Origin of the sequence: Amycolatopsis magusensis (genome assembly GCF_017875555.1) — a bacterium.
Taxonomy (GTDB): domain Bacteria; phylum Actinomycetota; class Actinomycetes; order Mycobacteriales; family Pseudonocardiaceae; genus Amycolatopsis; species Amycolatopsis magusensis.
Map to the genome: position 1 here is coordinate 4,547,313 of NZ_JAGGMS010000001.1, position 25,519 is coordinate 4,572,831.

Annotated in this window: 24 protein-coding genes; 10 read left to right on the forward strand and 14 right to left on the reverse strand. The window is 71.0% G+C overall.

Annotation, left to right across the window (positions count from 1 at the left end; genetic code table 11):
• Positions 1-7: 7 nt before the first annotated feature.
• Positions 8-619 (forward strand): TetR/AcrR family transcriptional regulator, encoded by a 612-nt coding sequence (locus tag JOM49_RS20450; protein ID WP_209665869.1) that lies wholly within the window; start codon positions 8-10, stop codon positions 617-619.
• Here the strand turns inward: JOM49_RS20450 and JOM49_RS20455 are convergent.
• The 3 genes from JOM49_RS20455 to JOM49_RS20465 are packed head-to-tail and all read right to left on the reverse strand — an operon-like array spanning position 597 to position 3,925.
• Positions 597-1,751 (reverse strand): metallophosphoesterase, encoded by a 1,155-nt coding sequence (locus tag JOM49_RS20455; protein WP_209665870.1) that lies wholly within the window; start codon positions 1,749-1,751, stop codon positions 597-599. The two genes, JOM49_RS20450 and JOM49_RS20455, sit on opposite strands and share 23 nt — an antisense overlap.
• 26 nt (positions 1,752-1,777) lie before the next feature.
• Complete coding sequence (locus tag JOM49_RS20460; protein WP_209665871.1) at positions 1,778-2,653, reverse strand: LLM class F420-dependent oxidoreductase; 876 nt, start codon at positions 2,651-2,653, stop codon at positions 1,778-1,780.
• Positions 2,654-2,665: 12 nt separating this feature from the next.
• Positions 2,666-3,925 (reverse strand): PP2C family protein-serine/threonine phosphatase, encoded by a 1,260-nt coding sequence (locus JOM49_RS20465; RefSeq protein ID WP_209665872.1) that lies wholly within the window; start codon positions 3,923-3,925, stop codon positions 2,666-2,668.
• Positions 3,926-4,049: 124 nt separating this feature from the next.
• On the opposite strand from JOM49_RS20465, the gene JOM49_RS20470 reads away from it, so the two are divergent.
• Positions 4,050-4,967 (forward strand): hypothetical protein, encoded by a 918-nt coding sequence (locus JOM49_RS20470; protein ID WP_209665873.1) that lies wholly within the window; start codon positions 4,050-4,052, stop codon positions 4,965-4,967.
• 269 nt (positions 4,968-5,236) lie between these two features.
• Here JOM49_RS20470 and JOM49_RS20475 read toward each other — a convergent pair whose 3' ends face one another.
• The 4 genes from JOM49_RS20475 to JOM49_RS20490 all read right to left on the reverse strand — a co-directional run bounded on the left by JOM49_RS20475 (position 5,237) and on the right by JOM49_RS20490 (position 9,791).
• A complete protein-coding gene (locus JOM49_RS20475; protein WP_209665874.1) occupies positions 5,237-6,865 on the reverse strand; it encodes an ABC-F family ATP-binding cassette domain-containing protein in 1,629 nt (542 codons plus the stop codon).
• A 351-nt stretch (positions 6,866-7,216) separates the two neighbouring features.
• The gene (locus JOM49_RS20480; protein WP_245369392.1) at positions 7,217-7,474 is read right to left on the reverse strand and encodes a hypothetical protein; all 258 of its coding nucleotides are present in this window, start codon (positions 7,472-7,474) and stop codon (positions 7,217-7,219) included.
• A 93-nt stretch (positions 7,475-7,567) separates the two neighbouring features.
• Positions 7,568-8,773, reverse strand: coding sequence for a PucR family transcriptional regulator (locus tag JOM49_RS20485; protein WP_209671413.1), 1,206 nt, complete (start codon positions 8,771-8,773; stop codon positions 7,568-7,570).
• 325 nt (positions 8,774-9,098) lie between these two features.
• Complete coding sequence (locus JOM49_RS20490) at positions 9,099-9,791, reverse strand: class I SAM-dependent methyltransferase (RefSeq protein WP_209665875.1); 693 nt, start codon at positions 9,789-9,791, stop codon at positions 9,099-9,101.
• 87 nt (positions 9,792-9,878) lie between these two features.
• Here JOM49_RS20490 and JOM49_RS20495 point away from each other — a divergent pair, with 87 nt between their 5' ends.
• On the forward strand, positions 9,879-11,771 hold the full coding sequence (locus JOM49_RS20495) for a pectate lyase family protein (RefSeq protein WP_209665876.1): 1,893 nt from the start codon (positions 9,879-9,881) through the stop codon (positions 11,769-11,771).
• 492 nt (positions 11,772-12,263) lie between these two features.
• Here JOM49_RS20495 and JOM49_RS20500 read toward each other — a convergent pair whose 3' ends face one another.
• From JOM49_RS20500 to JOM49_RS20510, 3 genes are read right to left on the reverse strand one after another with little or no spacing between them, the layout of a single operon-like run.
• Positions 12,264-12,515, reverse strand: a complete 252-nt coding sequence (locus tag JOM49_RS20500; protein WP_209665877.1) for a hypothetical protein — start codon at positions 12,513-12,515, stop codon at positions 12,264-12,266.
• A complete protein-coding gene (locus tag JOM49_RS20505; RefSeq protein WP_209665878.1) occupies positions 12,512-13,582 on the reverse strand; it encodes a terpene synthase family protein in 1,071 nt (356 codons plus the stop codon). The genes JOM49_RS20500 and JOM49_RS20505 overlap by 4 nt, the downstream gene beginning before the upstream one ends.
• Positions 13,579-15,351, reverse strand: a complete 1,773-nt coding sequence (locus tag JOM49_RS20510; RefSeq protein WP_209665879.1) for a 1-deoxy-D-xylulose-5-phosphate synthase — start codon at positions 15,349-15,351, stop codon at positions 13,579-13,581. Before JOM49_RS20510 ends, JOM49_RS20505 begins: the two co-directional genes overlap by 4 nt.
• A gap of 309 nt (positions 15,352-15,660) precedes the next feature.
• On the opposite strand from JOM49_RS20510, the gene JOM49_RS20515 reads away from it, so the two are divergent.
• The 3 genes from JOM49_RS20515 to JOM49_RS20525 are packed head-to-tail and all read left to right on the forward strand — an operon-like array spanning position 15,661 to position 18,367.
• Positions 15,661-16,758, forward strand: coding sequence for a polyprenyl synthetase family protein (locus JOM49_RS20515; RefSeq protein WP_209665880.1), 1,098 nt, complete (start codon positions 15,661-15,663; stop codon positions 16,756-16,758).
• On the forward strand, positions 16,755-17,405 hold the full coding sequence (locus tag JOM49_RS20520) for an ABC transporter ATP-binding protein (RefSeq protein WP_209665881.1): 651 nt from the start codon (positions 16,755-16,757) through the stop codon (positions 17,403-17,405). Before JOM49_RS20515 ends, JOM49_RS20520 begins: the two co-directional genes overlap by 4 nt.
• Positions 17,402-18,367, forward strand: coding sequence for a hypothetical protein (locus tag JOM49_RS20525; RefSeq protein WP_209665882.1), 966 nt, complete (start codon positions 17,402-17,404; stop codon positions 18,365-18,367). The genes JOM49_RS20520 and JOM49_RS20525 overlap by 4 nt, the downstream gene beginning before the upstream one ends.
• Here the strand turns inward: JOM49_RS20525 and JOM49_RS20530 are convergent.
• The gene (locus tag JOM49_RS20530) at positions 18,364-19,353 is read right to left on the reverse strand and encodes a hypothetical protein (RefSeq protein WP_209665883.1); all 990 of its coding nucleotides are present in this window, start codon (positions 19,351-19,353) and stop codon (positions 18,364-18,366) included. The genes JOM49_RS20525 and JOM49_RS20530 overlap by 4 nt on opposite strands.
• 80 nt (positions 19,354-19,433) lie before the next feature.
• On the opposite strand from JOM49_RS20530, the gene JOM49_RS20535 reads away from it, so the two are divergent.
• The 4 genes from JOM49_RS20535 to JOM49_RS20550 are packed head-to-tail and all read left to right on the forward strand — an operon-like array spanning position 19,434 to position 22,787.
• Positions 19,434-19,898 (forward strand): (2Fe-2S)-binding protein, encoded by a 465-nt coding sequence (locus JOM49_RS20535; RefSeq protein ID WP_308158804.1) that lies wholly within the window; start codon positions 19,434-19,436, stop codon positions 19,896-19,898.
• Entirely contained in the window at positions 19,895-21,937 is a 2,043-nt protein-coding gene (locus JOM49_RS20540) for a xanthine dehydrogenase family protein molybdopterin-binding subunit (RefSeq protein WP_209665885.1), read from the forward strand. The genes JOM49_RS20535 and JOM49_RS20540 overlap by 4 nt, the downstream gene beginning before the upstream one ends.
• Positions 21,938-21,949: 12 nt before the next feature.
• Positions 21,950-22,429: a MarR family winged helix-turn-helix transcriptional regulator gene (locus JOM49_RS20545; protein WP_308158805.1), complete on the forward strand. Its 480-nt coding sequence runs from the start codon at positions 21,950-21,952 to the stop codon at positions 22,427-22,429.
• A gap of 4 nt (positions 22,430-22,433) precedes the next feature.
• A complete protein-coding gene (locus JOM49_RS20550; protein WP_209665886.1) occupies positions 22,434-22,787 on the forward strand; it encodes an arsenate reductase family protein in 354 nt (117 codons plus the stop codon).
• A gap of 313 nt (positions 22,788-23,100) precedes the next feature.
• Here JOM49_RS20550 and JOM49_RS20555 read toward each other — a convergent pair whose 3' ends face one another.
• Genes JOM49_RS20555 through JOM49_RS20565 form a run of 3 tightly spaced genes read right to left on the reverse strand, consistent with a single transcriptional unit; the run spans position 23,101 to position 25,450 of the window.
• Entirely contained in the window at positions 23,101-24,369 is a 1,269-nt protein-coding gene (locus tag JOM49_RS20555; RefSeq protein WP_209665887.1) for an RNA polymerase sigma factor, read from the reverse strand.
• Positions 24,370-24,738 (reverse strand): YciI family protein, encoded by a 369-nt coding sequence (locus tag JOM49_RS20560; RefSeq protein WP_209665888.1) that lies wholly within the window; start codon positions 24,736-24,738, stop codon positions 24,370-24,372.
• Between the two features lie 46 nt (positions 24,739-24,784).
• On the reverse strand, positions 24,785-25,450 hold the full coding sequence (locus tag JOM49_RS20565) for a DUF998 domain-containing protein (RefSeq protein WP_209665889.1): 666 nt from the start codon (positions 25,448-25,450) through the stop codon (positions 24,785-24,787).
• Between the last annotated feature and the right edge of the window lie 69 nt (positions 25,451-25,519).

Below are 25,519 nucleotides of genomic sequence, written 5' to 3' on the forward strand. Positions count from 1 at the left end.
CGATGCCGTGGCCACCGGGAAACGTCCTCGCGGGGAACTGCGGCAGGCGCTGATCACCGCGAGCTTCGAACTACTGGCCGAAAGCGGGCTCGCCGGGTTCTCCGTGGCCGAACTCGCGCGCCGGCTCGGGGTGAGCACAGCGGCGCCCTACCGCCACTTCCGGGACCGCGACCAGTTGCTCGCCGCGGTCGCCACCCAGGCGGCGGGCGAACTCGCCGAGGCGATGGAAGCCGCCGCGGCGGACGCCGGCGAGGATCCGGTCGACCGGCTGGCGGCCACCGCCGGTGCTTACGTGCGCTTCGCCGCCGCGCGGCGGGCCGGGTTCGACGTGATCTTCGCGCGGGAACTGCGCCCGCTGCGGGACGAGGCGCTGGCCGAGGCCGGACGGAAACTCATGGCGCTGCTGCTCGACCTGGCCCGCGACGCCGGGCACCCGGAGCCCGCCGACGCGCTGCGGTCGATCGAGCAGATCATCGCGCTGGCCCACGGTTACGTGACCCTGGACACCGGCGACTTCCTGACCGGCGCACGAGTGTCCGAAGAGGACGTCGCCACCCGGGCCACGCGCGCGGTCGCCACGCTGCTGCGCGGCTCGCTCAGTTCGGCGCGCGCAGGGTGAGCAGCGTGATTTCGCTCGGTGCGAACACCCGCAGCGGCGGACCCCAGAAACCCGAACCCCGGCTGGTGTAGAGCTGCGTCGTGCCGTGGTGGGACAGCCCCTGCAACACCGGCTGGTCGGTGCGCACGAGGTAGTGGAACGGCCAGATCTGCCCGCCGTGCGTGTGTCCCGCGATCTGCAGGTCGACCTGCCCGGCGGTCCCGGCGATCTGCTTGGGCTGGTGGGCCAGCAGCAGGATCGCGGTGTCCGCGGGCACGCCGTCGAGTGCCGCGTCGAGCCGGGCGCCGTGGCCTTCGAGGCCGGACGCCTGGGCGGTGGCGTCGTCGATCCCGGCCAGTACCAGGCGATCCCCGCCGCGTTCGACGACGATGTGCCGGTTGTGCAGCGGTTCCCAGCCGAGCGAGGCCAGGTGGTCCAGCCACGCCTGCGCCTCGCCGAAGTACTCGTGGTTGCCGGTGGCGTACACCTTGGCCAGGCGCGCGGTGATGGTGCCGAGCGGCGCCGCCTGGGACCGCCGCTGCTGCACCGTGCCGTCGGCGACATCGCCCGCGTGGCACACGATGTCCGGCTCCAGCCCGTTCACCACCGCGGCCGTGCGCTCCGACCACCGCGTCCGGTCGATCGGCCCGAAGTGGGTGTCGGTCAGCACGACCACGGTGGTGCCGTCGAAACCGGCGCCGAGCCGGGGCAGCGTCACCTCGACGCGGCGCACCCGCGGCACCCGCATCGCCTCGCGCACCCCGTAGAGCACCAGCACCAGGCTGACGCCGAGCACGAGCCCGGCCACCAGCCGCGACCGCAGCGGTTCGGCGACGCCCAGCAGCGCCACCCGCGCGAGCAGGCTGAGCACCGACCACGCGAACAGCACCCAGACGACGCCGAGTGTGGTGTCCGCCACCACCGCGGCCCGATCGCTCCCGCGCCCGTGGCCGAGGAACATCAGCACCGGGAACGAAAGCATCGCGAGTCCGAAAAGGACAGAGCCGGCCAGTGCGACGGGTTCCGGCCACGGCAGCACGATCGTCGCCCACGGCACGCCGAACAACAGCAGCAGGGCGAGCACGACCACACCCGCGAACACCCCACGCCGCCGCGCGCGGGGAGGCCGGGTTCGCTGCTCTGTCTGGGTCATGTCCCCAACGTTACCCGTGGATCGGGCTAGCCGAGTTCGGCGAGCCGCGGCACGGCCGGGGCCATGCCGTCGATCCACGCCGCCGGTGAGCCGGTGGTCGGCGTGACGATCACCGTCTGCACGCCGAGTTCGGCGTAGGGAGCCATGGCGCGCACGAACTCGTCCAGGTTGTCCGGGGCCGGCCGCGGGTTGCCGGCGATGATCGTCTTGCGGATGTCCGCGTAGTCCCGGCCGACGTCGTCGCAGTGCCCGCGCAGCACGTCCAGCTTGTGCCGGACGTCCTCCGGCGAGGTGCCGAAGAGGTTGCACGCGTCGCCGTACTGCGCGACCAGGCGCAGCGTCTTGCGTTCCCCGCCACCGCCGATGAGCACCTTCGGGCGGTTGATCGGCTGCGGCGAGCAGAGCGTCTCGGCCAGCTGGTAGTGCTTGCCCTCGAACGGCCCGTTTTCGGCCGGGTCCCACATCTGCGCGCAGATGCGCAGCGTCTCCTCGAGGCGCTCGAACCGCTCGCCCACCGGCGGGTAGGGCACGCCGAGGCCGTGGTGCTCGCGCTCGAACCAGGCCGCGCCGACGCCGAGCACGGCCCGGCCGCCGGAGAGCACGTCCAGCGTGGTGACGATCTTGGCGAGCAGGCCGGGGTGGCGGTAGGTCACGCCGGTCACCAGCAGGCCGAGGTCGATGGCGCTGGTGTGGGCAGCGAGGAAGCCGAGTGTGGTGTAGCCCTCGAGCATGTTCGCTTCCGCGGGCAGGCCGGTCGGCTCGATCTGGAAGTAGTGGTCCATGAACGACAGCCAGCTCGCCCCGGACGCCTCGGCGGCTGCCCCCACCCTGGCCAGCTCACCGGCGATGGCGCCGGTGTCGCCGTCGATGTCGAAAATCGGGAGGTGAAAGCCCAGCTCCATGGTTCGGTCTCCTCAGTCGGGTGGCGTGCCACCCACGCTAGGACCTGGAGCGCGCTCCAGCGCAAGTGCTCGGCGCCGGAGCAGGATCATCGCGATGTCGTCCGGGACCGGTTCGCGGCCGACCAGTCCGGTCATCACCGCGGCGCACACCTGCTCCGGCGGGCCGGCGGTCACGGTGGCGACGAGTTTGCGCAGGCCGTCGTCGATCGAGCTGCCGCGGCGTTCGACCAGCCCGTCGGTGTACCAGCAGAGCAGGGTGCCGGTCGGCACGTCGATGGTGGTGCTGTGGCGCTGGGGGACGGCGATCGGCAGGCCGATGGGCGGATCCGGCTCGACCGCCACGAGCGCCGCCGGTCCGTAGGGCCCGGCCAGCACCGGCGGGAGGTGCCCGGCCAGGGAGATGGTCATCCGCTCGTGCGCCGGGTCGAGCACGCCGTAGCCGACGGTGGCCATCACGCCGGTTTCGAAATGCTTGGCCTTGCGGTCGAGTTTGGTGAGCACGTCCGCGGGGTCCTCGTAGTCCAGCGCGTACGCGCGCAGGGCGCTGCGCAGCCTGCCCATCACCACGGCGGCGCCGAGCCCGTGGCCGGCGACGTCGCCGATCACCACCCCGATCCGGCCGCCGGGCAGTTCGAACTGGTCGTACCAGTCGCCGCCGATCCCGGTGTTGGTGCCGGGCACGTACCGGGCGGCGAAGTCGAGCTCGCCGATGGCGGGCAGGTGCGCGGGGAGCAGCCCGCGTTGCAGCGCGGTCGCGGCGGCCTGGTCGGCGGCGGCGTCCTCGAGCTGGACCGCCAGCGCGAGCCGGGTGGCGACCATCTGCAGCAGTTCGACGTCGGTCTCGGTGAACTTCCGCTTGGTCACCGAGCCGACGTGCAGCACGCCCACCAGGCTTTCCCCGGCCAGCAGCGGCACGCCGAGCAGGGTGGCCAGGCCGCGTTCCCACAGCAGGGGGTTGACCACGGTGCCGGGGCCGACCTGGTCCAGCGCCAGCGGGCGGCGGGTGGCCGCGATGGTGCCGGCGAACCCGGCGCCGACCGGCACGCGGACGCCCTGGAAGACCTCTTCCTCGATACCGGAGGAGGCGACCGCGGTCAGCACTCCGGCGGCCGTGTCGTGCCGCAGCACGGTCGCGGTCTCGACCTCCAGCAGCGCGCGGACGCGTTCGAGCAGGGCGATCAGCAACTTGTCGAACTCTAGGTGGCTCAGGGCCGAATCGGTGATGGCTTCCAGTACCCGGAGCCGATCGTCTGAGCGAGGCTCTTCGGACACTGAGCCAGCCTAACAATGAACGGGACCCGGAGCACTCGGGCGTTCGCCGGGGGTGTCACCACGTCCACCGGAGTATCAACGAAAACGCCCCGGACCGGGCTGTTGATCTTGTAGCCTCCCGGCGGTGCACAACCTCACGGCGAACCAGTACGAGCGGCTGCGGCACCTGGTCCGGCGCAGCCCGGTGTTCATCGGCATGCGGATCGCGGTCCACGAGGACGAGGTGGAGGTTCTCGAACCCGAGCAGCTCGTCATCGGCCTCGGCCCGGTGGTCGACGCGGTGGACGGCGCCCCGATGGACCAGTGGGCCGACCTGGTCGACGCCTGCCTCGAGCGCATCGTCACCGCTCTGACCGGCGGTTCCGACGCGGATCTGCCCACCGAGCAACTCCTCGACCGCGTCTACGCCCGGGTGCGGCCGGCCGACGGGAGCCCGGTCGAATGGTGGTCCTACGCCAGGGAGGTCGCGCCCGGCCTGCTGCTGGTGCTCGCCATCGACCACCCCGAGCACATCGCCATCCTCAACGACGAGCAGGTCCGGCGGCACGGGTTCGACCGGCTCATGGACGCCGGGCTGCACAACCTGTGCGGGCAGCTGCCCACCGAGCTCGCGGCGAGCGACGACGTGTTCGTCTTCACCGGCGGGGACTACGTCGCCTCGACCGTGCTGGTCATGCCCTACGTCGTCGAAGCCGTCACCGGCTCGCCGGAGTCGCCGTACGGTGTGCTGGTCGCCATGCCGAACCACGGCATGCTGGTCTTCCACGTGCTGCGCGAAGGCGCCGACGCCCAGTTCGCCCTGCGGGAGATCGCCGAGCTGGCCGCGGAGCACTACGAGGAAGCCGCCAGTTCCGGGCCCGCCCAGGTCAGCCCGGCGGTGTACTGGTGGCAGCCCGGCTCCCCGGTCCTCGAACCGGTCGCGCACCACGACGACAGCGGGACCGGGGTCATCGGCGACAGCCTCGTCACCCGGTTCCCGCCCGGTTTCGGCGACCTGATCGAGCAGCTCACCAGCCCTTCGCACGTCAGGAACGCCTGGTAGCGAGGTCCCCGTCGAGCGAGCACGATCGCGCCCGGCCCGCCACCAGCGCGGGCCGCCTTCGCTGCTTAGCCGCCAGATCCCGATCGGATTGTCCACATCGGACTTACTCAGGAGCCCGAGCGAGGTCGACGGGACTTGCCAGAGCCGTTGGCTCCAGTTCCTCGAGCCGCCGGGTGGTGTTGCGCACTCGGCGGGAAAGCTGGCTCTGCACCGAGGTAAGCCGCCGCTTCGTCGTCGAGGTGGTTGGTCTGAGGCATGGCTTCCCCGTCTCAGTCGGCCTGGACGGCCGCGCCGGTTTCTCGGAGGCTGCCGTGTTCGAGCCGTAGCCAGCGCTCGATCCCGACGGCGGCCAGGAAGCGTTCGTCGTGGCTGACCACCACGAACGCGCCCTCGTACGCGTTCAGCGCGCTCTCCAACTGCCCGGCGCTGACCAGATCGAGGTTGTTGGTGGGCTCGTCCAGCAGGAGCAGTTGTGGCGCCGGTTCGGCGAACAGGATGCAGGCCAGGGTGGCGCGCAGCCGCTCCCCACCGGAGAGCACGCCGACCGGCAACTGCACTCGTGCCCCGCGGAACAGGAAGCGGGCCAGCGTGTTCATCCGTTGCGCGGGCGGCATTCCCGGCGCGAACGCGGCGAAGTTCTCGGCCACCGTACGGTCCGGGTCGAGCAGGTCGAGGCGCTGGGACAGGTAGGCGATCCGCCCGTCGACCCGGCGCACCTCGCCGCTGTCCGGTTCGCTCTCGCCGTGCACGATGCGCAGCAGCGTGGACTTGCCCGAGCCGTTGGCCCCGGTCAGGGCGATCCGTTCAGGACCACGAATGGCCAGATCGACGCCCTCGCCGGTGAACAGGTCCCGCACCTTCAGCCGTTCCCCGAGGAAGAGCGTGCGCCCGGCGGGCACTGCGGTCTGCGGCAACTCCAGTGCGATCTTCTGGTCTTCGCGCAGGGACCGTTCGGCCTGGTCCAGCTTGGCCTTGGCCGAGCTGAGCCGGGCGGCGTGCGTGCCGTCGGCCTTGGCGGCCGACTCCTGCGCGTTGCGCTTCATCGTGCCCGCGAAGATCTTGGGCAGTCCGGCGTTGCCGAGGTTGCGGTTGGCGTTGCCGGCCCGGCGCGCGGCCCGCTCACGCGCCTGCTGCATCTCACGCTTCTCGCGCTTGACCTCCTGCTCGGCGTTGCGGATGTTCTTCTCGGCGACCTCGCGTGCGGCCTGCACCGCCTGCTCGTAGTCGGTGAAGTTGCCGCCGTGGAACCGGAGTTCGCCGGCGTCCAGCTCGGCGATGCGGTCCATCCGGTCGAGCAGGGCGCGGTCGTGGCTGACCACGAGCAGGCAGCCGGTCCAGTCGTCGAGCACCTCGTACAGCTTGCGCCGGGCGTCGAGGTCGAGGTTGTTGGTGGGCTCGTCGAGCAGCAGTACGTCGGGTCGCTTGAGCAACTGGGCGGCCAGCCCGAGTGACACGACCTGCCCGCCGCTGAGGGTGTCCAGGCGGCGGTCGAGCTCGACTTCGCCGAGGCCGAGCCGGGCGAGCTGGGCGCGGGTGCGTTCCTCGATGTCCCAGTCGGTGCCGATGGCGGTGAAGTGCTTTTCGTCGGTGTCCCCGGATTCGATGGCTTCCAGCGCACGCAGGGCTCCCGCGACGCCCAGCACTTCGGCGACGCTCAGCTCGCCCGTCAGTGGCAGGTCCTGCGGGAGGTAGCCGAGCAGGCCGTCGACCGAGACGTTGCCCGCTGCGGGCCGCAGCTCACCGGCGATCAGCTTGAGCAAAGTGGACTTCCCGGCCCCGTTCGGCGCGACCAGGCCGGTGCGGCCGCCGGGCAGGGAGAAGGACAACCGGTCGAACACGGGCGTGTCGTCGGGCCAGGAAAAGGACAGCATGGAGCAGACGACGAAGGCGTCGGACATGGAACAGACCTCGAGAACGTGGGCGGGGCAGTGAAGTGCCCCGAATGGTTTCGGTGGACGACGACATGGCCACGCCGGCTGTGCGAACAGCCCGCCGGTGGCCTGCTAGGTCCGGGTCTCACCCGGAGATGTCGTCTTCACCTGCCACGTCAACGCTCCTGATCTTGGGAATACCGCTTTCGACGATAGCAGCTCCGACTCCGGAGCGCGGCTTCCCAGGTTCTCACCGACCCCGGCGCCAGCACCTCATCCCTGCACGTGCACTCGCCGATCAAGGGGCAAGGGCTGGGCCGGGTGGTCCGCGGCCTGGCGCCCAGGTCGCGTTGGTGCGACCCGGCGCGCAGTGGTGAGCTACGAAGCGCGGACCAGCCCCTGCCGGAGGCGGCGGGCGGACATCGCCAGGCACCGGTCGCACGGCATGCCGCGCAGCCCGGGCAGCAGTTCCGCTTGTCCGGCCTGGAGCAGCTCACCGCACAACGCCTCCAGCTCGCTCGGCAGCGCGCTGTCCAGATGCGCGGGCACGAGGTGGGCCACGCGTCTCGTCTCACCGACGACGCCGCGCAGCAAGCGAACGACCATCATCGGCTGAGCCGGATCCACGTGTTCCATGGAAGCAAGGCTAGGGCCGTGCGGAGCACCGGGCTTCGTGCCAACGGACCAAGGAATCGCGAACCGTCTGGTCCGGCGGACCGAAAAGCCGTCCTACCGCTTTCCGAGGACCGTGGCCCCGAGCCGGTGGCACAGGTTCAGCGCGAGTTCCACGTCGAGCCGGTTGCCCGCCACGGGCCTGCCGAGTAGTTCCTGCGCCTTGCGCACGCGGTACTGCACGGAGTTCTTGTGCATGAGCAGCCGCTCGGCCGCGGCGGTGTAGCTGCCGCCCTCGGCCAGGAAGACGCGCAGCGTGTCGCGCAACCGCTCGTGCTGCTCGTCTTCTTGTGCCAGCTCACCCAGGGTGTCTTCGACCCAGGCCCGCATGGCCGGGAAATCCGAGGTCATCAACGCCATCGCGCCGACGTCACGGAAAGTCAAGGCCCGATCACAGTCGTTCCCGGCCGCGACCGCCAGCGCGTGCACGCGAGCCGCCTGCCGGTGGCTCTTCCGAAAACCTTCGACACCGCGGCCGGGTTCGCCGACTGCGACGCGCACTTCGGCGTCCGGGGCGAGCGCGCTCTCGAGTTCCTCGTCGGTCGGCCCGGTGGCCTCCTCGACGGGCAGCCACACCCACGCGCACAACTCGTCGTTGGGCACGAACAGCGGCCGCACCCCGCCGGAGCGAGCGGCGGCCAGTCGTCCCGCCAGTGCCTCCAGCCCGGCCAGGGGGTGCGCCGGGCGTGAGCCTTCGGCGTACCAGGCGACCAGCCCGACGTGGTTGCCGCGCAACCGGTAGCCCAGGGCGGTTTCGCTGGCGCCGATGTCCACGCCCTCGCCGTCGAGCAGCGAGCGGACCCGCGCCGCGCGCACCGCGCTGCGGTTGAGCAGCCAGGTGTCGCGTTCCTCTTCGTAGGCGGCCACGACCTGCTGGGTGACCCGGTCGATGAAGATCAACGCCCCACTGAGCGCCTGGCGGGTCAGCGCGCCGAGGTCGTCGGCGTTCCGGTTCTGCCGCACGCCTTCCTGGATCGCCAGGTCCAGCACGGCCATCTGGCCGAGGTAGTACGCGCGGATCAGGTCGATCACCGAGGTGCCGCGCTGGGCGAGCCGGCGGGCGTACTCGATCGCGGCAGCCGGTGCCTCCACCCGGGTGGGGTCGATGCCGTGCTCGAAGATGCGCAACGCGGTGTCGATGTTCTGGTAGACGCTCGCGGAGAGCAGGCTGACCATGCTCTCGTCGTCGTGCACGAGGTGGGGGAGTTCGCGCTCGTAGAGGTTCACCAGCTCGGCGGTCACCTCGGAGGCGCGCTTGTTCATCGCCGCGGCGACGCGGGCGAGTTTGTCGGCGTGGGGATCCTCCACGTGATCACTGTAGGCCGTTACATTCTCCGGCCCGCTGTAAACCCGTTCACTGAGTGGCTGTATCGGGAGGGGGTCGGTGCCCCGCTTACCCTCGGCGACCGGGGGTGGGGTGACCTGTCGGCGGAAAAGCCAGTAGTGCACTGGTCGGACCAGCTCGATTTCCGCCAGACATGTGTCACCACCTCCTCCAGGGGCACCGCGATCGGGTGCCGGTGGAGCACGAGGCCGGACACGGCGGTGTCCACCGAACCCTTGCCCGGCAACGGAACGAACCGCTCGCCTAGTCCGGGGTGCCGGGGAGGCTGCCGATCTCCCACAGCGCCAGTGCCTTGTCGGCGAAGGCACCGTTCTCCTCGGTGCAGCCCTCGAACAGCACCAGCAGCGGCTCCGGGAAGCCGAACGGTTCGCGGCACAGGTTCAGCGGGCGCCAGTCGCCCGTGGAGATGTCGGTGTTCGCGGTCGTCTCGGGGAAGGTGGTGGTCAGGAGGTAGCGGGAGCCGCTGCGGCGGAGGTTGGCGATGGCGCGCCGGATGTCTTCGTAGCTCAGGTGGACGAGGCAGTCGCGGCAGAGCACGGCGTCTGCCCGCGGCAGGTCGTCCGAGGTCAGGTCGAGCACGCGGAACTCGCGTGCCGGGTCCTGTCCGTAGCGCTCGAGGTTCCGGTCGATCAGGCCGGGCACGATGTCGGCGCCGATGTACCGCTCGACGCCGAGGTCCACGCCACTGAGCCAGCCGAAGTCGCCGCAGGGGAGGTCGAGCAGCGTCCGGACGCCGAAGCGCGCCAGCGACTCCGGCAGCTTGGTGCGCAGGTCGCGGGTCTGCTCGAGTTCGGAACCGGGGCCGGAGACCGAGTCCGACTCCCACAGGTTCGACTGGAAGATGTAGGTGAAGCGCTCGCGGTTCCCCATGCGCTCCAGCGCTTCGGCGTGCTGCCGGAAGTTGCGTTGTGCCACCGTGATCGGCCTGTCGTCCATGGTTCCACGGTAACTTCTGGCGCCGCTGGACGGAATCGTGCACGTGGTGGGCGTGATTGTGCATGCCGCGGCGGTGACAGTGGCGGTATGGGAGAGCTCGCAGTGCGGTCGCGTCGATTATTAGCGGTGCTGGTGTTCGGGGCATTGGTGGTGACCGCGCCGCCGTCGAGCGCGGCCGTGGCCGATGGCCCGGTCGGTTTCGCCGGCGTCGATGCCCTCGGGCAGAACGGGACCACGGGTGGGGCGGGCGGTCCCGTGGTCACCGTGACGACGGCGGCCGGGTTCCTCGACCACATCGCGCGGCCGGGCCCGTACGTCATCCAGGTGGCCGGGACGATCACCCTGCCGACGGGGTCGACGGACGGGATGCACAGCGTCGCCTCCGACAAGACGATCATCGGGCTGGGCAGCGACGCGCGGCTGGTCGGCGGCGGGCTCAACATCGGCCTGCCGGTGGACGACGACGTGACGACGCCACCGTCGGACGCGGTGCACAACGTGATCATCCGGAACCTTTCGCTCTCGGGTGCCACGGACGACCTGATCAACGTCCAGATGTTCTCGCACCACATCTGGATCGACCACAATGATCTGTCCAATGGGGACGATGGAGCCGTCGACATCAAGCGTGGCTCGGATTTCGTGACGGTCTCGTGGAACCGGTTCCACGACCACGACAAGACGATGCTGCTCGGGCACGACGACGACAACGGCGCGCAGGACATCGGCCGCCTCCGCGTCACCTACCACCACAACTTCTTCGACGGCTCGGACCAGCGCAATCCGCGGGTGCGCTTCGCCGAGTCGGTGCACGTGTACAACAACTACTACCGCGACCTGAGCTACGGCATCGCTTCGACGATGAACGCCGGGGTGGTGGCCGAGGGGAACTACTTCGACACGGTGAACAACCCCGGCCGGGTCGAGTTCAGCGGTGAGCTCGGGCGGATGGTGGCGCGGGACAACATCCTGGTCGACTGCAACCACGAGATCGAGACCCGCGGCACGGTGACCGAGCCGGGGACGTACTACTCCTACACCGCCGACCCGGCCGCGAACGTGCCGGGCATCGTGCAGGCGGGCGCCGGTGTCGGCCGGATCGCCACCGCGGCGGCGGCCACCGTGGACGGATTCGCCGGGGTGAACGCGCTGGGGCAGAACGGGACCACCGGTGGCGCGGGTGGCCAGGTGGTCACCGCGAGCACGACTTCTGAGCTGCTGCAGTACATCGACACGATCGGTCCGCTGACCATCCAGGTGTCGGGACGGATCGCGATCGAGAGCAAGCAGGGCGTGCGGCCGAACAAGACCATCATCGGGCTGGGTTCCTCGGCGGAGATCACCGGTGGAGGGCTGGACTTCCACCGGTCGTCCAACGTGATCGTGCGCAACATCAGGTTCACCGCGGCCGAGGACGACGCGATCAACGTCGGGAAGGAGTCGCACCACATCTGGATCGACCACAACGAATTCTCCGGCCCGGCCGATGGCGCGATCGACGTCGTACGCGGAGCGGATTACGTGACTATCTCGTGGAACTGGTTCCAGGGCACCGACAAGACCATGCTGATCGGGCACTCGGACGGCAACGCCTCCGAGGACACCGGGCACCTGAAGGTCACCATCCACCACAACTTCTTCGACGGTTCGGCGCAGCGGCACCCGCGGGTGCGCTTCGGTGAGCCGGTGCACGTGTACAACAACTACTACCGGGCCACGAGTGCCTACGGCGTCGCGACCACGATGAACGCCGGAGTGCTGGTGGAGGGGAACTACTTCGAGACCGTGCCGCAGCCGATCGTGGTCGGCTACGCGGACAGCGGCCCGGGGCGAGCCGTGGAACGGAACAACATCTACACCGGCTCGGGCGTACCCCAGACCGCCGGCAGCGTCGTCGAACCGAGCACCTACTACGCGTACACCGTCGACAGCCCGGCCACCATCCCCACCACCGTCCCATCCGGCGCCGGCCGTCTCTGACCCTCGTAGTTATACGAATGTGGAACTCGGCTGCTGGAGGGTGGGACACGCCCGGCCGGAGGATGACGCCGGGCGTGTCCCACGTTCGAACAGCCGAGTCCCACGTTCAGGCAGCCGAGTTCCACGTTCAGGCAGCCGAGTTCCACGTTCAAGCAGGCCAGTTCCACATTCAGGAGGGTGAACCCCACATTCGAGGCTGCCGCCGGTTCCGCGGACTCGGGTGCACGAGTGTCGAACTCGCTTGCACCAACGTGGGACTCGGGTGCACGAGTGTGGGATTCGGGTGCCTGAACGTAGAACTCGCTTGCGCCGACGTGTAACTCGGGCCCGCGAGTGTGGAACTCGGGTGTGGGAACGTGGGACTCGGGTGCGGGGATGTGGGACTTGGTTGTGGGAGGGGCGGACTTGGGTGTGGAGGGTGGGACACGCCCGGGCGGAGACAGGGCCCGGGCGTGTGCCACGTTCAGGCGGGTGGGTGCCCGCCCGGCCTGGTCACCCGGGGAGCGGGGCCGCGGGGGCCGCCGGGTTCCGGACCATCAGCGCGCCCTGGACGCACATCCATTCGCCCGGGTGCCACTGTCCGGCCAGTTCGCCCGCCATGCCGGCGGCCTGGCACAGGTACGAGGAGCCGAAGTCGCCGTACCTGGTCCAGCCGGCGCCCGGCTGGGCGGAAGCCACGCTCGGGCTGAGCGCGGCGAAAGCCAGCGCGGCGAGTACGAGGATGCGGGCGGTGAGCCGTTTCATGGGTTCTCCTTGTCCAGTTCGCACAAGCGCCACCACCAGCGGATCGCGGGGATGGGTGGGGGCGCGGGATTGGTGTCGCGCGGCCGGTCGGTCCAGCCGGGGTGCGGCATCGGTTCGCCGTAGTTGTGGTAGCGCGGCACGTTCAGGGCCCAGTCGGTGTTGCCGCGGATGGCGTGGCCGAGCCCGTCGAGGTAGCACCGCAGCGCCGCGCTGCCGTCCACCCCGGCCCGCGTCCGCAGGAACAGGGTCATCACCCGGTCCCGCAGCGCGTAGGCCTCGTCCATCGCCCGCCCGGCGGTCCAGCCGTACTGGGCGCTGAGCACGTTCACGAGGTTCTGGTCGGTGTGCTTTTCGTCGGCCTCCATTCGGTAGGAATGCAGATCGTTGTCCCAGGAATCGATCAGCATGGTCATCTCGGTGAGGGCGCGCACCACCGGCGCGGCCAGTTCCGCGGCCGGGACTTCTGCGCCGTTGGCGATTTCCAGCATGGCGAGCGTCGGCGGGCCGCCCGCGCTGTTCAACCGCATCGCGGTGTATTCGGCCAGCGAGGGCATCCGGCCCCGGGACCGGTTGGCGATCTGCCAGGCCACGCCGAACAACCACGCCCGGTGCGCGTCGCAGAACCGCCGCACCTGCGACGGTGTCGCGCAGGCGTGGAAACCGCGGCCGATGTCCTGCAGCGCGGTGACGAACGGGCCGCCGCCGGGCACCGGTTCCCACGGTGACTCCAGCGCCCGCTGCAGCACCCCCGCCATCGGCAGGAAACCGGCCGGGTCCGCACTGTACGGGCCGCTATCGCAGCAGGCGTCGTCGAAGGCGAAGGCCCAGTACACCCAGTGCGCGATGACCTGCAGGTTGCCGGTGATGCCGGACGGCGCGAAGCGGGCGTAGAACTCCGCGCCGTTGGTGCCGATCACCCGTGCCCGGTCCTTGTCGTCGCGGTAGAACCGGAAGCGGTCGATCCAGTCGATCGCGCGGCTCTCGATCAGCCGGACGTCGGGGTGCAGCGCGGGTTCGATGGGGCAGTAGAACGGTCGCAGTCCGGGTGGTGCGTCGACCGAGGTCACAGCTCTCCTCCGAGTTCGGCGGTGGTCCACAGGTGCTGGATCGAGGCGGTCAGGCCCGTGGCGTCGAGGCCGTGTTCCCGCAGGATCGCCGCGCGTGAGCCGTGGGCGAGGAACCGGCTGGGCAGGCCGAGCGGGTGCACCGGCACCGGGACACCCGCGTCGGCGACGAGCTGCGCGAGGCCGGTGCCGAAGCCGCCGCCGCGCACGCCGTCCTCCGCGGTGACCACCAGCTGGTGCTTCGCCGCCAGCTCCGCCACCGCCGGGTCGACCGGGTGCACCCAGCGGGGATCGCACACGGTGACCCCGATGCCGCGGTGCTCCAGCGCCACCGCGGCCCGCAGGCCGGTGGCCGCCAGCGGGCCCGCGGTCACCAGCAGCACGTCGGGCCGCTTGCCGAACCGCAGCACGTCGACGTCGCCGCGGCTGTCCACCGCGGTGAGGTCGGCCGGCGCGCTGCCCTTGGGGAAGCGCAGCACGGTGGGCCCCTCGTCGTCCGCCACCGCCTGCCGCAGCAGCGAGCCGAGCGTGCCCGCGTCCCGCGGCGCGGCGATGCGCAGGCCGGGGACCGTGCGCAGCAGGGCGATGTCCCACATGCCGTGGTGGCTCGCCCCGTCCTCACCGGTGACGCCCGCCCGGTCGAGCACGAAGGTGACCGGCAGCCGGTGCAGCCCGACGTCCATCAGCACCTGGTCCATCGCGCGGGTGAGGAAGGTCGAGTACACCGCCACCACCGGGTGCAGCCCGCCGAGGGCGAGCCCGGCGGCGGCCGCCACGGCGTGCTGCTCGGCGATGCCGACGTCGATGACCCGCTCGGGGAAGGCCTCGGCCAGCGGCAGCAGCCCGGTCGGCCGCAGCATCGCCGCCGTCAGCGCGACCACCCGCGGGCGCTCGGCGGCGAGTTCGAGCAGCCGCTCGCCGAACACCGTCGTCCACTGCGCCCCGGACCCGGCCGGGCCAGGGCGGCTGACCGCGTGCAGGTGGTCGGCGAGATCCAGTTCCGCCGGCCGGTAACCCCGGCCCTTCCCGGTGACGCAGTGGACCACGACCGGCCGGGTGAACTCCTTCGCCGCCCGCAGCGCCTCCTCGACCGCGGTCAGGTCGTGGCCGTCGATCGGGCCGAGGTAGGGGAAACCGAGGGCGCGGAACAGGTTCGGCCCGGTGCCCGCGGTGTCGCGCAGGTCGGCCAGGTGCCGTCCGACGGCGCCGACGGTCGGGTCGTACGAGCGCCCGTTGTCGTTGAGCACGATGACCACCGGCCGGTCGCTGGTGGCGAGGTTGTTGAGGGCCTCCCAGCACAGGCCGCCGGTGAGCGCGCCGTCCCCGACCACGGCCACCACCGGGCGGCCCGCTCTGGCCAGGCCGTCGGCGTAGGACAGCGCGGTGGAAGCGTGCGAATTCTCCGCCACGTCGTGTTCGGATTCCGTGCGGCTCGGATAGCCGGACAACCCGCCCGCTTCCCGCAGTGCGTCGAAATCCCGCCCACGGCCGGTGAGCAATTTGTGCACGTAGCTCTGGTGCCCGGTGTCGAAGATCAGGCTTTCCCGCGGACTGTCGAACACCCGGTGCAGCGCGATCGTCAGTTCCACCACGCCGAGGTTCGAGCCGAGGTGCCCGCCCGCTCTGCACACCGCTTCGACCAGGAATTCCCGCAGTTCCCCGGCCAGCGCCCGCAGTTCGGCGGGCTGGGCGCACCGCAGCGAGGCCGCGGGAGTGGGGTCCTCGAGCAGGGATTCCAGGTCGAGGTGCGCAGGACGGATGGGCGCGCTCATGGGTTTCCTCCAGCCCCGGCGCAGATCCGGGAAAAGGGCGGTGGAAAGGGATTGCCCGGCGATGCCGGTCCGGTCAACGGTGCCCCAGCCGCGGCGGGTGGTTCAAGAGCCGGGACGATCTTCAGCCCGGTCGAGTGGCAGGTGTTTGCCCGGCAACGGTCACCGGTCCGGTGGACGACGGCTGCCGTGCGGTCCGGCGGTGGGGTACAAACGGAGCACGGCCGGGGAATCCGCCGAGCCGAACGCCACCGCTGCCGGGTCGCAGGTGCGGTGCCACGCCAGAGTCCCGTGTATCGCGAGGAGCGCACCATGTCAGTCGAGCAACTCGTCCATGCCTTCCCGAGGCCGCGCCGTCCGCCGGTCGACGCCGGCTGGGTGCGTGCGGAAACCGACCGGGTGCTGGCCGATTTCCTGCGGGAGCAGGCAGAACGGGCCTCGGACCGGTGCCTGCCCACCCTGGTGGCGGTGATCACGGACTTCCTCGACGGCGGCAAGCGGCTCCGGCCCATCTTCTGCCACTGGGGCTGGGTGGCCGGTGGGGGCGCGCCGGGGGCCAGTGCGGTCCTCCACGCCGGAGCGGGGCTGGAACTGTTCCACACCTTCGCGTTGATCCACGACGACGTGATGGACTGCTCGGCCCTGCGGCGGGGCAAGCCCACGGTGCACGAGGTGCTGGCGACGAGGTTCCGCGACGACACCGACGCCGAGGCCGCCCACCGGTTCGGGATGAACGCCGCGATCCTGCTCGGCGACCTCTGCCTGGCGTGGGCCGACGACCTGCTGCAGTCGGTGGCCGCGGAACGCGGGAGGTCGCCCCGGGTGCAGCCCCTGCTGCACGAGATGCGCACGGAGGTGATGGTGGGGCAGTACCTCGACCTCGGCGGCGAGCACACCGACAGCCCGCTGGACCGCAGCTGGCGCGCGATCGGCTGCAAGACCGCGGGGTACACAGTGGAGAAACCGCTGCAGCTCGGTGCCGCGCTGGCCGGTGCCGACGAGGACCTGCTGAGCTGGTGCAGTGCGTACGGCAGGCCGCTGGGGGAGGCGTTCCAGCTGCGGGACGACCTGCTCGGCGCCTTCGGCGACGTCGCCGTCACCGGCAAACCCGCGCTGGACGACTTCCGCGATGGCAAGCAGACCGTCCTCATGGGACTGACCTGGGAACGCGCCACGCCGCGGCAGCGGGAGGTGATCCGGCGACGGCACGGAGATCCGCACCTGGACGAGGAAGGGGCCGACGAACTGCGGACGGTCATCAGGGAGACCGGCGCCGAGGCGTCGGTCCGCCGGTTGATCAACGACAGGGCCGCGGAGGCCAGCCTCCTGCTGGCGCGGCCGGACCTGCCGGACGCCGCGGCGGAGGCGTTGGCAGGGCTCGTCGGCCAGGTGACCAGGCGGACGCGATGAGCGGGGGCGAGAGCGCCGGGCACGTGCTCCGGGCGGTGAACCTGCACAAGTCCTACGGCTACCGGCCGGTCCTGCGCGGGGTCGACTTCGACCTGCGGCGCGGCGAACTGCTCGGCGTGCTCGGGGAAAACGGCGCCGGCAAGTCCACACTGCTGCAGGTGCTCGCCGGGGTGCTGCGGCCCGACCGCGGCGAGGTGCGCTACCAAGGCAGGCTCGGCTACTGCCCGCAGCACATCGTGGTGAACGACGAGCTGACGGTGAAGCAGCACCTGCGGTACTTCCAGTGCGCCTACCACGTGCCGGACCTCAAGCACGCGGCCGGACTGCTCGAACGGCTCGACCTGATGCGCTACCGCAACGCCAAGGCGGGCACGCTCAGCGGCGGCAGCAAGCAGAAGCTGAACCTGACGCTCGCGCTGATGCACGACCCGGACGTGGTGCTGATGGACGAGCCGTACCAGGGCTTCGACTGGGAGAACTACCTCAACTTCTGGGAGCTGACCACCGAACTGCGCGAACGCGGGCGCTCGGTGCTGGTGATCTCGCACCTGGCGCACGACACCGAGCGGTTCGACCGGCTGTACCGCCTCGAGGGCGGCCAGGTCGTGCCCGCCGAGCCGCACCCGGCCGTGGAGTGTGCCTCGTGACCGCGGCGCCCGCCGCCCTGCGCAGCGCCAGGGCCCGGTGGACGGCCATGGCCGACGAGACCACCTGGCAGGCCTCGCTGGTGAAGGCGGTCGGTTTCGAGACCGCGCAGCACGCCAGGAACCGGCTGGCGCTGATGCTGGTGCTGTTCTTCATCCCGGCCTGGCTCGGCCTGGTCACCGGGATCCTGCCCAGCTCGCCGATCGAGTACCAGTCCCGGATCACCGGGGACCTGATCACCGTGCCGGCCAACGAGCTGGGGCTGATGTCGGCGGCGATCAACGCGGTCACGCTGATCGTGGGCTTCATGATGTTCGCCGCGATGCGCCGGTCCAGCGAATTCGACCAGCGGCTGGTGCTGGCCGGCTACTCGCGGTCCGGCCTGCTGCTGGCGAAGCTGGTGGCGCTGGTGCTGGTGGCCGTGGTGGTCAGCGCGTACGCGGCGCTGTCGATGACCTTCTTCACCGACGTGCACCAGGGCGCGCTGCTGGGACTGAGCCTGTTCGCCAGCGGGCTGACCTACGGCGGGATCGGCATCGTGCTCGGGGTCGCGGTGTCGACCGAGCTGGCGGGCATGTTCGTCATCATCATGATCAGCCTGGTGGACGTGATGGTGCAGAACCCGGTCATCAACCCCGGCCGCGACCAGACGCTGGTGCAGTTCCTGCCGACCTACGGCGCCATGCAGAGCGGGGTCGCGGCCACCTTCACCGAGGAGGTCAGCGCGCGGCACCTGCTGCTCGGGCCGATGTGGCTGGTGGCGTTCGCGGTCTTCGGGCTCGTCGCCTTCTACGCCAGGACCCGCGACCACAGCAGCCACTCCGACGCGCCACCACCGGCCCCGCCCACGGCGATGGTGACCCTGCGGACGCTGCCCGACGGCACGATGGTCGTGGAGTCGCACCAGGGGCCGATCCTGCTGTGCTCGCACACCGACTGCGAGCTGGAACCGGAAGGGAGCTAACCCACGTCCGCGGGCGCCCGCTTGCGGCGTGGGAGCAGCCCCAGCCAGACAAGCCCGGCGACCACGGCCACGAGCAGGTACTCGATGAACGGGATGCGGACGATCTCGTCGAGGTCGGCCAGCGACCGGGTGGCGTAGACCGCGACCGCGCCCACCAGGTAGGCCACCGCGATGCCCCACCGCGCCCGGCCGCTGAGCCCGAGGCCGTGCATCTGGGTGATGACGAAGACCCCGAGGAAGCCGAAGAGGAACATCGGCCACATGCCGTCGGGGCCGGAGTTCATCACCGCGACCAGCGTGCCGTGCACGGCCACCATGAGTTCCAGCGTGAGCGTCCACCAGCGGTTCGTGTGCGCGCGGGTGAGGAAGATGCTGCCCTGGAACAACAGCAGGAACATGTAGAAGAAGCCGATGAGGTGCCCGCTGGTGCTCTCCATGGGGTGGTACCAGAAGGTGTAGATCGCCGCCCAGCTGAACAGGTACCCGTGGTACTTGCGGGCGAAGCGCACCACCTCGGCGGAGATCGGCGCGCGGCGGCCGAAGAACAGGCCGCGCCGCCGGTTCTCCATCAGCAGCACCACGACCAGCAGCAGGACCACCGAGCCCTGTGAGCTGAAGATCGACACGTCCTGCGCGATGCCGTCGTAGAACACCTGGGTCTGCACCTCGTGCAGCGCGATGAACCCCAGGTTCGCCGCGAGCGCGAGCACGTTCACCTTGTGCAGCCCGGTGGTGTAGCGGCGCACGTGGCGCTGGGCGTAGTAGATGAGCCACCAGGAGACCAGTTGGTGGCTCGCGTAGCCCAGCCAGGCGGACGCCCTGGTCCAGAAGGTCGGTTCGGGGAGCTTCCAGTAGTACCAGGACGCGCCCTGGTCCGGCGCGAGCGCGACGTCGTCGAGCAGCGGACCGGCCAGCCAGACCAGCGCGGTCAGCACCACACTCGCGACCGCGCCCCAGGTCAGTACCCGGCCGGTATTGTTCAGCATGCTGAGCATTATGCTGTTGTTCAGCATGCTGAGCAAGTGCCATGCTGAGGACCCCATCCCTGCGAAGCTGCGGAGGCGCTGTGCCGGTGTATCGGCTGCGAGTCAACGGAACCGAGCGAGAGGTGACAGTCCCGGCGGAAACCGCGCTGCTCTGGGTGCTGCGGGACGAACTGGGCCTGACCGGGCCCAAGTACGGTTGCGGGATCGGCGCCTGCGGGGCCTGCGTGTCCTTAGTGGACGGACAGGCGCGGCGGGTCTGCGTGCTGCCGGTCGGCGAGGTCGGGGCGCGCGAGATCACCACGATCGAAGGGCTGGCCGGGCATCCGGCGCAACAGGCGTGGATCGCCGGTGATGTGGCCCAGTGCGGTTACTGCCAGGCGGGCCAGCTCATGAGCACCGTGGCGCTGCTGGCGGAGAAGCCGGAGCCGACCGACGAGGACATCGACGAAGCGTTGCGGGACAACGTCTGCCGGTGTGGGACCTATCCGCGGATCCGGCGTGCGGTGCACGCCGCGGCCGCGCTGGCCAGGGAGGAGGACCGATGATCAGCAGGCGTGGGTTCCTGATCTCCACCGGCGCCGCGGCCCTGCTGGTGGCGGTGCCGATCCCGGGACTGGCGGCAGCGGACGCGGACCTGGTCCCGAACGTCTTCGTCCGCGTCATGGCCGACGGCCGGATCGTGGTCACCGTGCCGCGGCCGGACACCGGACAGGGCGTGCGCACGGTCGTGGTCCTGCTCGCCGCCGAGGAGCTTTCCGTTTCACCCGAGGGCATCGAGGTGGAACAGGCGCCCGGTGACACCGCGAAGTACGGGTCGCAGCTGGTCGCCAACTCGTTCTCCGTACGGCAGCTCTTCGAACCGATGCGCAAGGCGGCGGCGACCGCCCGGTGCCTGCTCACCGCCGCGGCGGCCGGCCGCTGGCAGGTACCCGTGCAGGAATGCCAGGCCAGGGACGGATTCGTGCACCATCCGGCGCGCGGCAGCCTGTCCTACGGCGAACTCGCCGCCGACGCGGCCGCGCTGGACCCGGCCACGGTGCCGGTCACCCTGATCCCGCAGGACCAGTGGCGTTTCCTGGGCAAGGAAGCCACCCGGGTGGACGCCGCCGACATCGCCACCGGGCGCGCGCGGTTCGGCATCGACGCCCGCGGGCCGGACGCGCTGGTCGCCGTGGTGCGGCGGCCGGAGTGGCTGGGCGCCACGGTCTCGGCGGTGGACGACGCGGCGGCGCGTGCGGTGCCCGGCGTGGTCGGGGTGGTCCGCTTGGAGGCGGGCCGGGGCATCGAAGGCGGGGTGGCGGTGGTCGCCGAATCGACCGCCGCGGCGATCGCCGGGCGCGCGGCGCTGCGGGTCACCTGGACCGGTGGAACGCCTGCTGTGGACAGTCGACAGTGGATCTTGGAGCTGGCCGCCGCCGTACCGGCACCACCGGCCGCGCCCGGGCCGGTCGGCCTCGACCGCACCTACCGCCTGCCGATGCTGGCGCACGCGCCGATGGAACCGCTCAACGCGACCGCGGGGTTCACCGCTTCGGGTGGGCTGGTCGTCGAGGTGCCCACGCAGGACCCCGGCGGGTTGCGCGGGCTGCTGGCGCAGCTGACCGGCCTCGATCCCGCCGTGGTGACCGTGGTGCCGACGCTGGCCGGTGGTGCGTTCGGCAGGCGGTTCGAAGTGGACTTCGTGCTCGAAGCGGTTCACTGCGCCCGTGCGCTCGGCAAGCCGGTCCAGGTGCTCTGGACCCGCGACGACGACACGCGGCACGACTCCTACCGGCCGATGTCGGCGCACCGGCTCACCGCGGTGCTCGCGCGGGACGGCATCCCGCGCTGGCGGTCGCACGGGGTGGCGACCTGGCCGCTCACCTCGGTGCCCGCGTTCAACAACCCGGACCTCGTGCTGGCCAGCGGCGACCACTTCCCGTACCGCGTCCCCGGCACACCGGCCGTGGTGCTGCGGCCGGCGCCGCTGCGCACCGGGTTCTGGCGCTCGGTCTACGCCGGGCAGTTCGTCTTCGCCGAGGAGTGCTTCCTGTCCGAGGCCGGGCACCGCGGCGGATGGGACCAGGTCGAGCTGCGGCGGCGGTTGCTGCCGGTCGATTCCCGGCTGCGGCGGGTGCTCGACGTGGCGGCCCAGCGGGCGCCGCGGCCCGAGGGCGTGGCCAGAGGGGTGGCGTGCCACCTGGACTACGAATCCGCCATCGCGGTGCTCGCGGACGTCCGCCTCCGCGACGGGACGCCGGCGGTCAGCCGGGTGACCGCGGCGGTGGACGTCGGCACGGCGCTGCACCCGTCCGGGGTACGCGCGCAGGTCGAAGGCGGGGTGCTCGACGCGGTGTCCACTGTGCTCGGAGCGCAGATCACCGTGCGGGACGGGCGGGTGGTGCAGTCCTCGTTCGCCGACTACGCCTGGGCCCGCATCGACCGCGCCCCGGAGATCGACGTGACGATCGTGCCGTCCGGCCTGCCGCCCGGCGGTCTCGGCGAGCTCGCCTACCCACCGGCCTCGGCGGCGATCGCCTCGGCGGTGGCGGCGCTGACCGGCTCGCCGGTCACCGGGATGCCGGTGACCGCGGAGACCGGGTGAGAGGATGGGGGCGTGTCGAGAACCACGCGCCCGCAGGTGCCCGATGGCCACGAGAGCGACCCCGACGTCGACTCGTGGCCCACGGGCCGGTTGCTCTCGGTCGCGGCGAGGATGGTGGAGTCGCGGTTCGACGACGTGCTCGCCGCGCACCAGCTCACCCACGCCGGGTTGATCGTGCTGCACCACCTCGACACCGGGACGCACACCCAGCGGCAGCTGGCGACGTTGTGCAAGGTCACCGACCAGACCATGAGCCGCACCATCGAACGGTTGCGGCGCACGGACTTCGTCACCACCGAAGCGGACCCGGCCGACCGCAGGCGGACCATCGTCCGGCTGACCGCGGCGGGCAGGCGGGTGCTGACCAAGGCCCGCCGCGAGGAGCGCGAGTCCGAACTGCTGCTCGGCGCGGTCGACGACTACGAGCACTTCCGGGGTCAGCTGCTCAAGCTCATCCGCCACGCCGCGCGGGGCGCCGGTCCTGTTGAATGACGGCATGGAGATCTGGCACAACCCGCGGTGCACCAAGTCGCGGGCGGCGAAGAAGGCGCTGGACGAGGCGGGCACGGAGTACACCGAGCGGCGCTACCTGGACGCCCCGCCGACGGTCGCGGAACTGACCGAGGTGCTCGGCAAACTCGGCCGGGAACCGTGGGAAATCACGCGTACGAAGGAACCCGTCGCCAAGGAACTCGGCCTCGCCGACCTGCCGCGGGACGCCGCGAACCGCGACCGCTGGCTCCAGCTGCTGGCGGAGCACCCGGTGCTGATCGAACGCCCCATCCTCATCGACGACTCGACAGCCGTAGTAGCCCGGACCGAAGCCTCCCTCACCCAAATCCTGGGCTAGTCCGGCGTCGGGCCAATGCTATGAGTGGGGCATTACTTGCATCGAACGCAAGTAATGCCCCACTCATAGCGTTCCCGGGCTCCTTCACCCTGGCGGCCTCGAGACCCCTGACGTGGAACTCGGCTGCCTGAACGCGTGACTCGGCTTCCCGAGTGTGGGGTTCGGCTTCCTGAACGTGGGGTTCGGGTGCGGGAACGTGGGACTCGCCGGATCCAGCGTGTCCCGGGCGAGTCTCACGTTCAGGAAGCCGAGTTACACACTCCTGCAGCCGAGTTCTGCACTCAGGTAGCCGAGTTCCACACTCGCGTCCGGCTCAGGGGGGCGTGGTGGTGGCGGAGCGGAGGTGGAGGAGGGTGCGTTCGGCGTGGTTCTGGGTGAGGGCGGCGGCTCGGGCGTAGGCGGAGCGGGCCTCCGAGTGGCGTCCGGCCATGGCGAGCAGTTCGGCTTCCACGGCGTGGCGTTGCGCGTAGTCGTCCAGCGTGTCCGGGGGCAGGGTCGCCAGGATGGCCAGTCCGGCGAGTGGGCCGTCGGCGTGGCCGTGGGCCATGGCGCGGTTCACGGTGACGACCGGGTTGGGGCGCAGCCGGTCCAGGACGTCGTAGAGGCCGGCGATCCGCGTCCAGTCGGTGTCCGCGGCGGTGGGGGCGAGGGCGTGGCAGCCGGCGATGGCTGCCTGCAGCACATACGGGCCCGCGGAGCCGAGCCGGTGAGCCCGTGCCAACGCCGCCATGCCGCGCCGGATCAGCAGGCGGTCCCAGCGGTGGCGGTCCTGGTCCTGCAGGAGTACCGGCGTGCCGTCCCGATCGTGCCGCGCGGGGGCACGGGCCTGGGTGAGTTCGAGCAGCGCCAGCAATCCCTGCGCCTCGGCGAGGTCGGGGGCCAGCGCCGCGGTGCGCCGGGCGAGCCGGAGGGCGTCGTTGCTGAGTTCCGGGCGCATCCAGTGCTCGCCGGACGTGGCGCTGTAGCCCTCGTTGAAGATCAGGTAGATCACCTCCAGCACGGACGCCAGCCGCGCGTGCAGGTACTCAGAGGACGGCAGGTCCAGCCGGATGCCCTTGTCCCGCAGGGTCTTCTTGGCCCGTGAGATGCGCTGGCCGATCACCGGGTCCGGCACCAGGAACGCGGAGGCGATCTCGTGGGTGCTCAGCCCGGCCAGGCAGCGCAGGGTCAGCGCGATCCGGTACTCCCGTTTGAGCTCGGGGTGGCAGGCGGCGAACAGGAGCCCGAGTTCGTCGTCGCCGACCGGGTTGTCGTCGAGTTTCTCGTCGGCGGCGGGCACGGCGGTCCGCGCCACGTCGTGCCCGAGGGATTCGACAGCACGCTGGTGTGTGGCGTCGCGGCGGAACAGGTCCACCGCGCGGTTCTTGGCCACGGTCATCAGCCAGCCTCCTGGATTGGGCGGCAGCCCGGCCGCCGGCCAGCGTTCGAGCGCCGCGACCAGTGCGTCCTGGGCGAGGTCCTCGGCGAGGCCGAGGTCTCCGGTGAACCGGGCGAGTGCCGCGATCAACCGGGCGGATTCGATCCGCCAGATCGCTTCGACGGCGCCACGCCCGGTCGCCGGACGGTCCGCGGTGGCAGCCACTCAGGCCCCGGGGAAGTCTTCGGGGCCGAACACCTTGAGCACCCGCGCTTCGCCGTGCCAGCCCGGCCAGTGCTCGGCGTGCAGCGCGAGGAAGCGCCGCGTCCACTCCACCGCTTCCTCCTTGGTGCGGGTGTCGTAGACGGCGTAGCTGATCATCTCCTTCGACTCGGCGAAGGGACCGTCGGTGATGGACAGTCCGTCGGCGTCGAGGACGACCTTCGCGCCCGCGGCGCTCGGGGCGAGGCCCGCGTTCTCGATCAGCGCGCCGGACTGCGTGGCTTCCGCGCCGAGTTGCATGATCCCGGCCATCAGCTCGTCGGGCGGCGGGGTGTCGGGCTGGGTGGCTTCGAGGACGACGAGGTAGCGCATCGGTTCTCTCCTTGATCGGTTCGGGATGGGGGTTGCCGGAGGCTACTCAGCCGTCGGTGTCGGGCATCTGACGGTAGCGGTGCACCGCGAGCACGGCGACCAGCCCGAACACGCCGACCACCCCGGCGACGAAGGCGAGGATCCCGAGCGCACCGGAAGCCATGCCCACGAACGACAGGAGGAACAGCGGGGCGATGATCCGGGTGGCCAGCGCGTGCCGGGCGAATCCCTCGCGGGAGAGGCGGCGGGCCAGCACCAGCAGTCCGGCGGCCAGGCACGGGAAGCCGATCCCGCCCGCGGCGAAGTGGATCAGCGCGCTCGTGCTCATCGACTCGGTGCCCAGTGCGTCGACGGGGAATGCTCCGGCGACGACCATGCTCACCCCGAAGACGCCGATCAGCGCCGGCGCCCACGAGGCCGCCGGACCGGTCCGCAGCGCCCGCCGCAGCCCGGCCGCGAACGCGAGCACCATCAGTCCGGTGACCACCAGGTTCGTCACCTGCATCCAGCCGAAGTCGCCGACCGCGAGCTGGCTCCAGGCGTGCCGGGTGAGGTCGAAACCGTCGCGGAACGCGCTCTGCACGAGCGCGGCCACCACGTACACCGGACCGGCGAGCACGCCGTAGCCGAGCAGCGACTTCGTCACCCGGTCGGCGGTCAGTTCGGCGGCGGTGGAGGTGGTGCCTGCCCGGGTCGGGAGGGAGGTGGTCATCGCGGTGCTCCTCGGTGGCGAGGGCCGGTCGGTCCGGCCGATCGCTACCTCCACGAACGGCCACCCCGG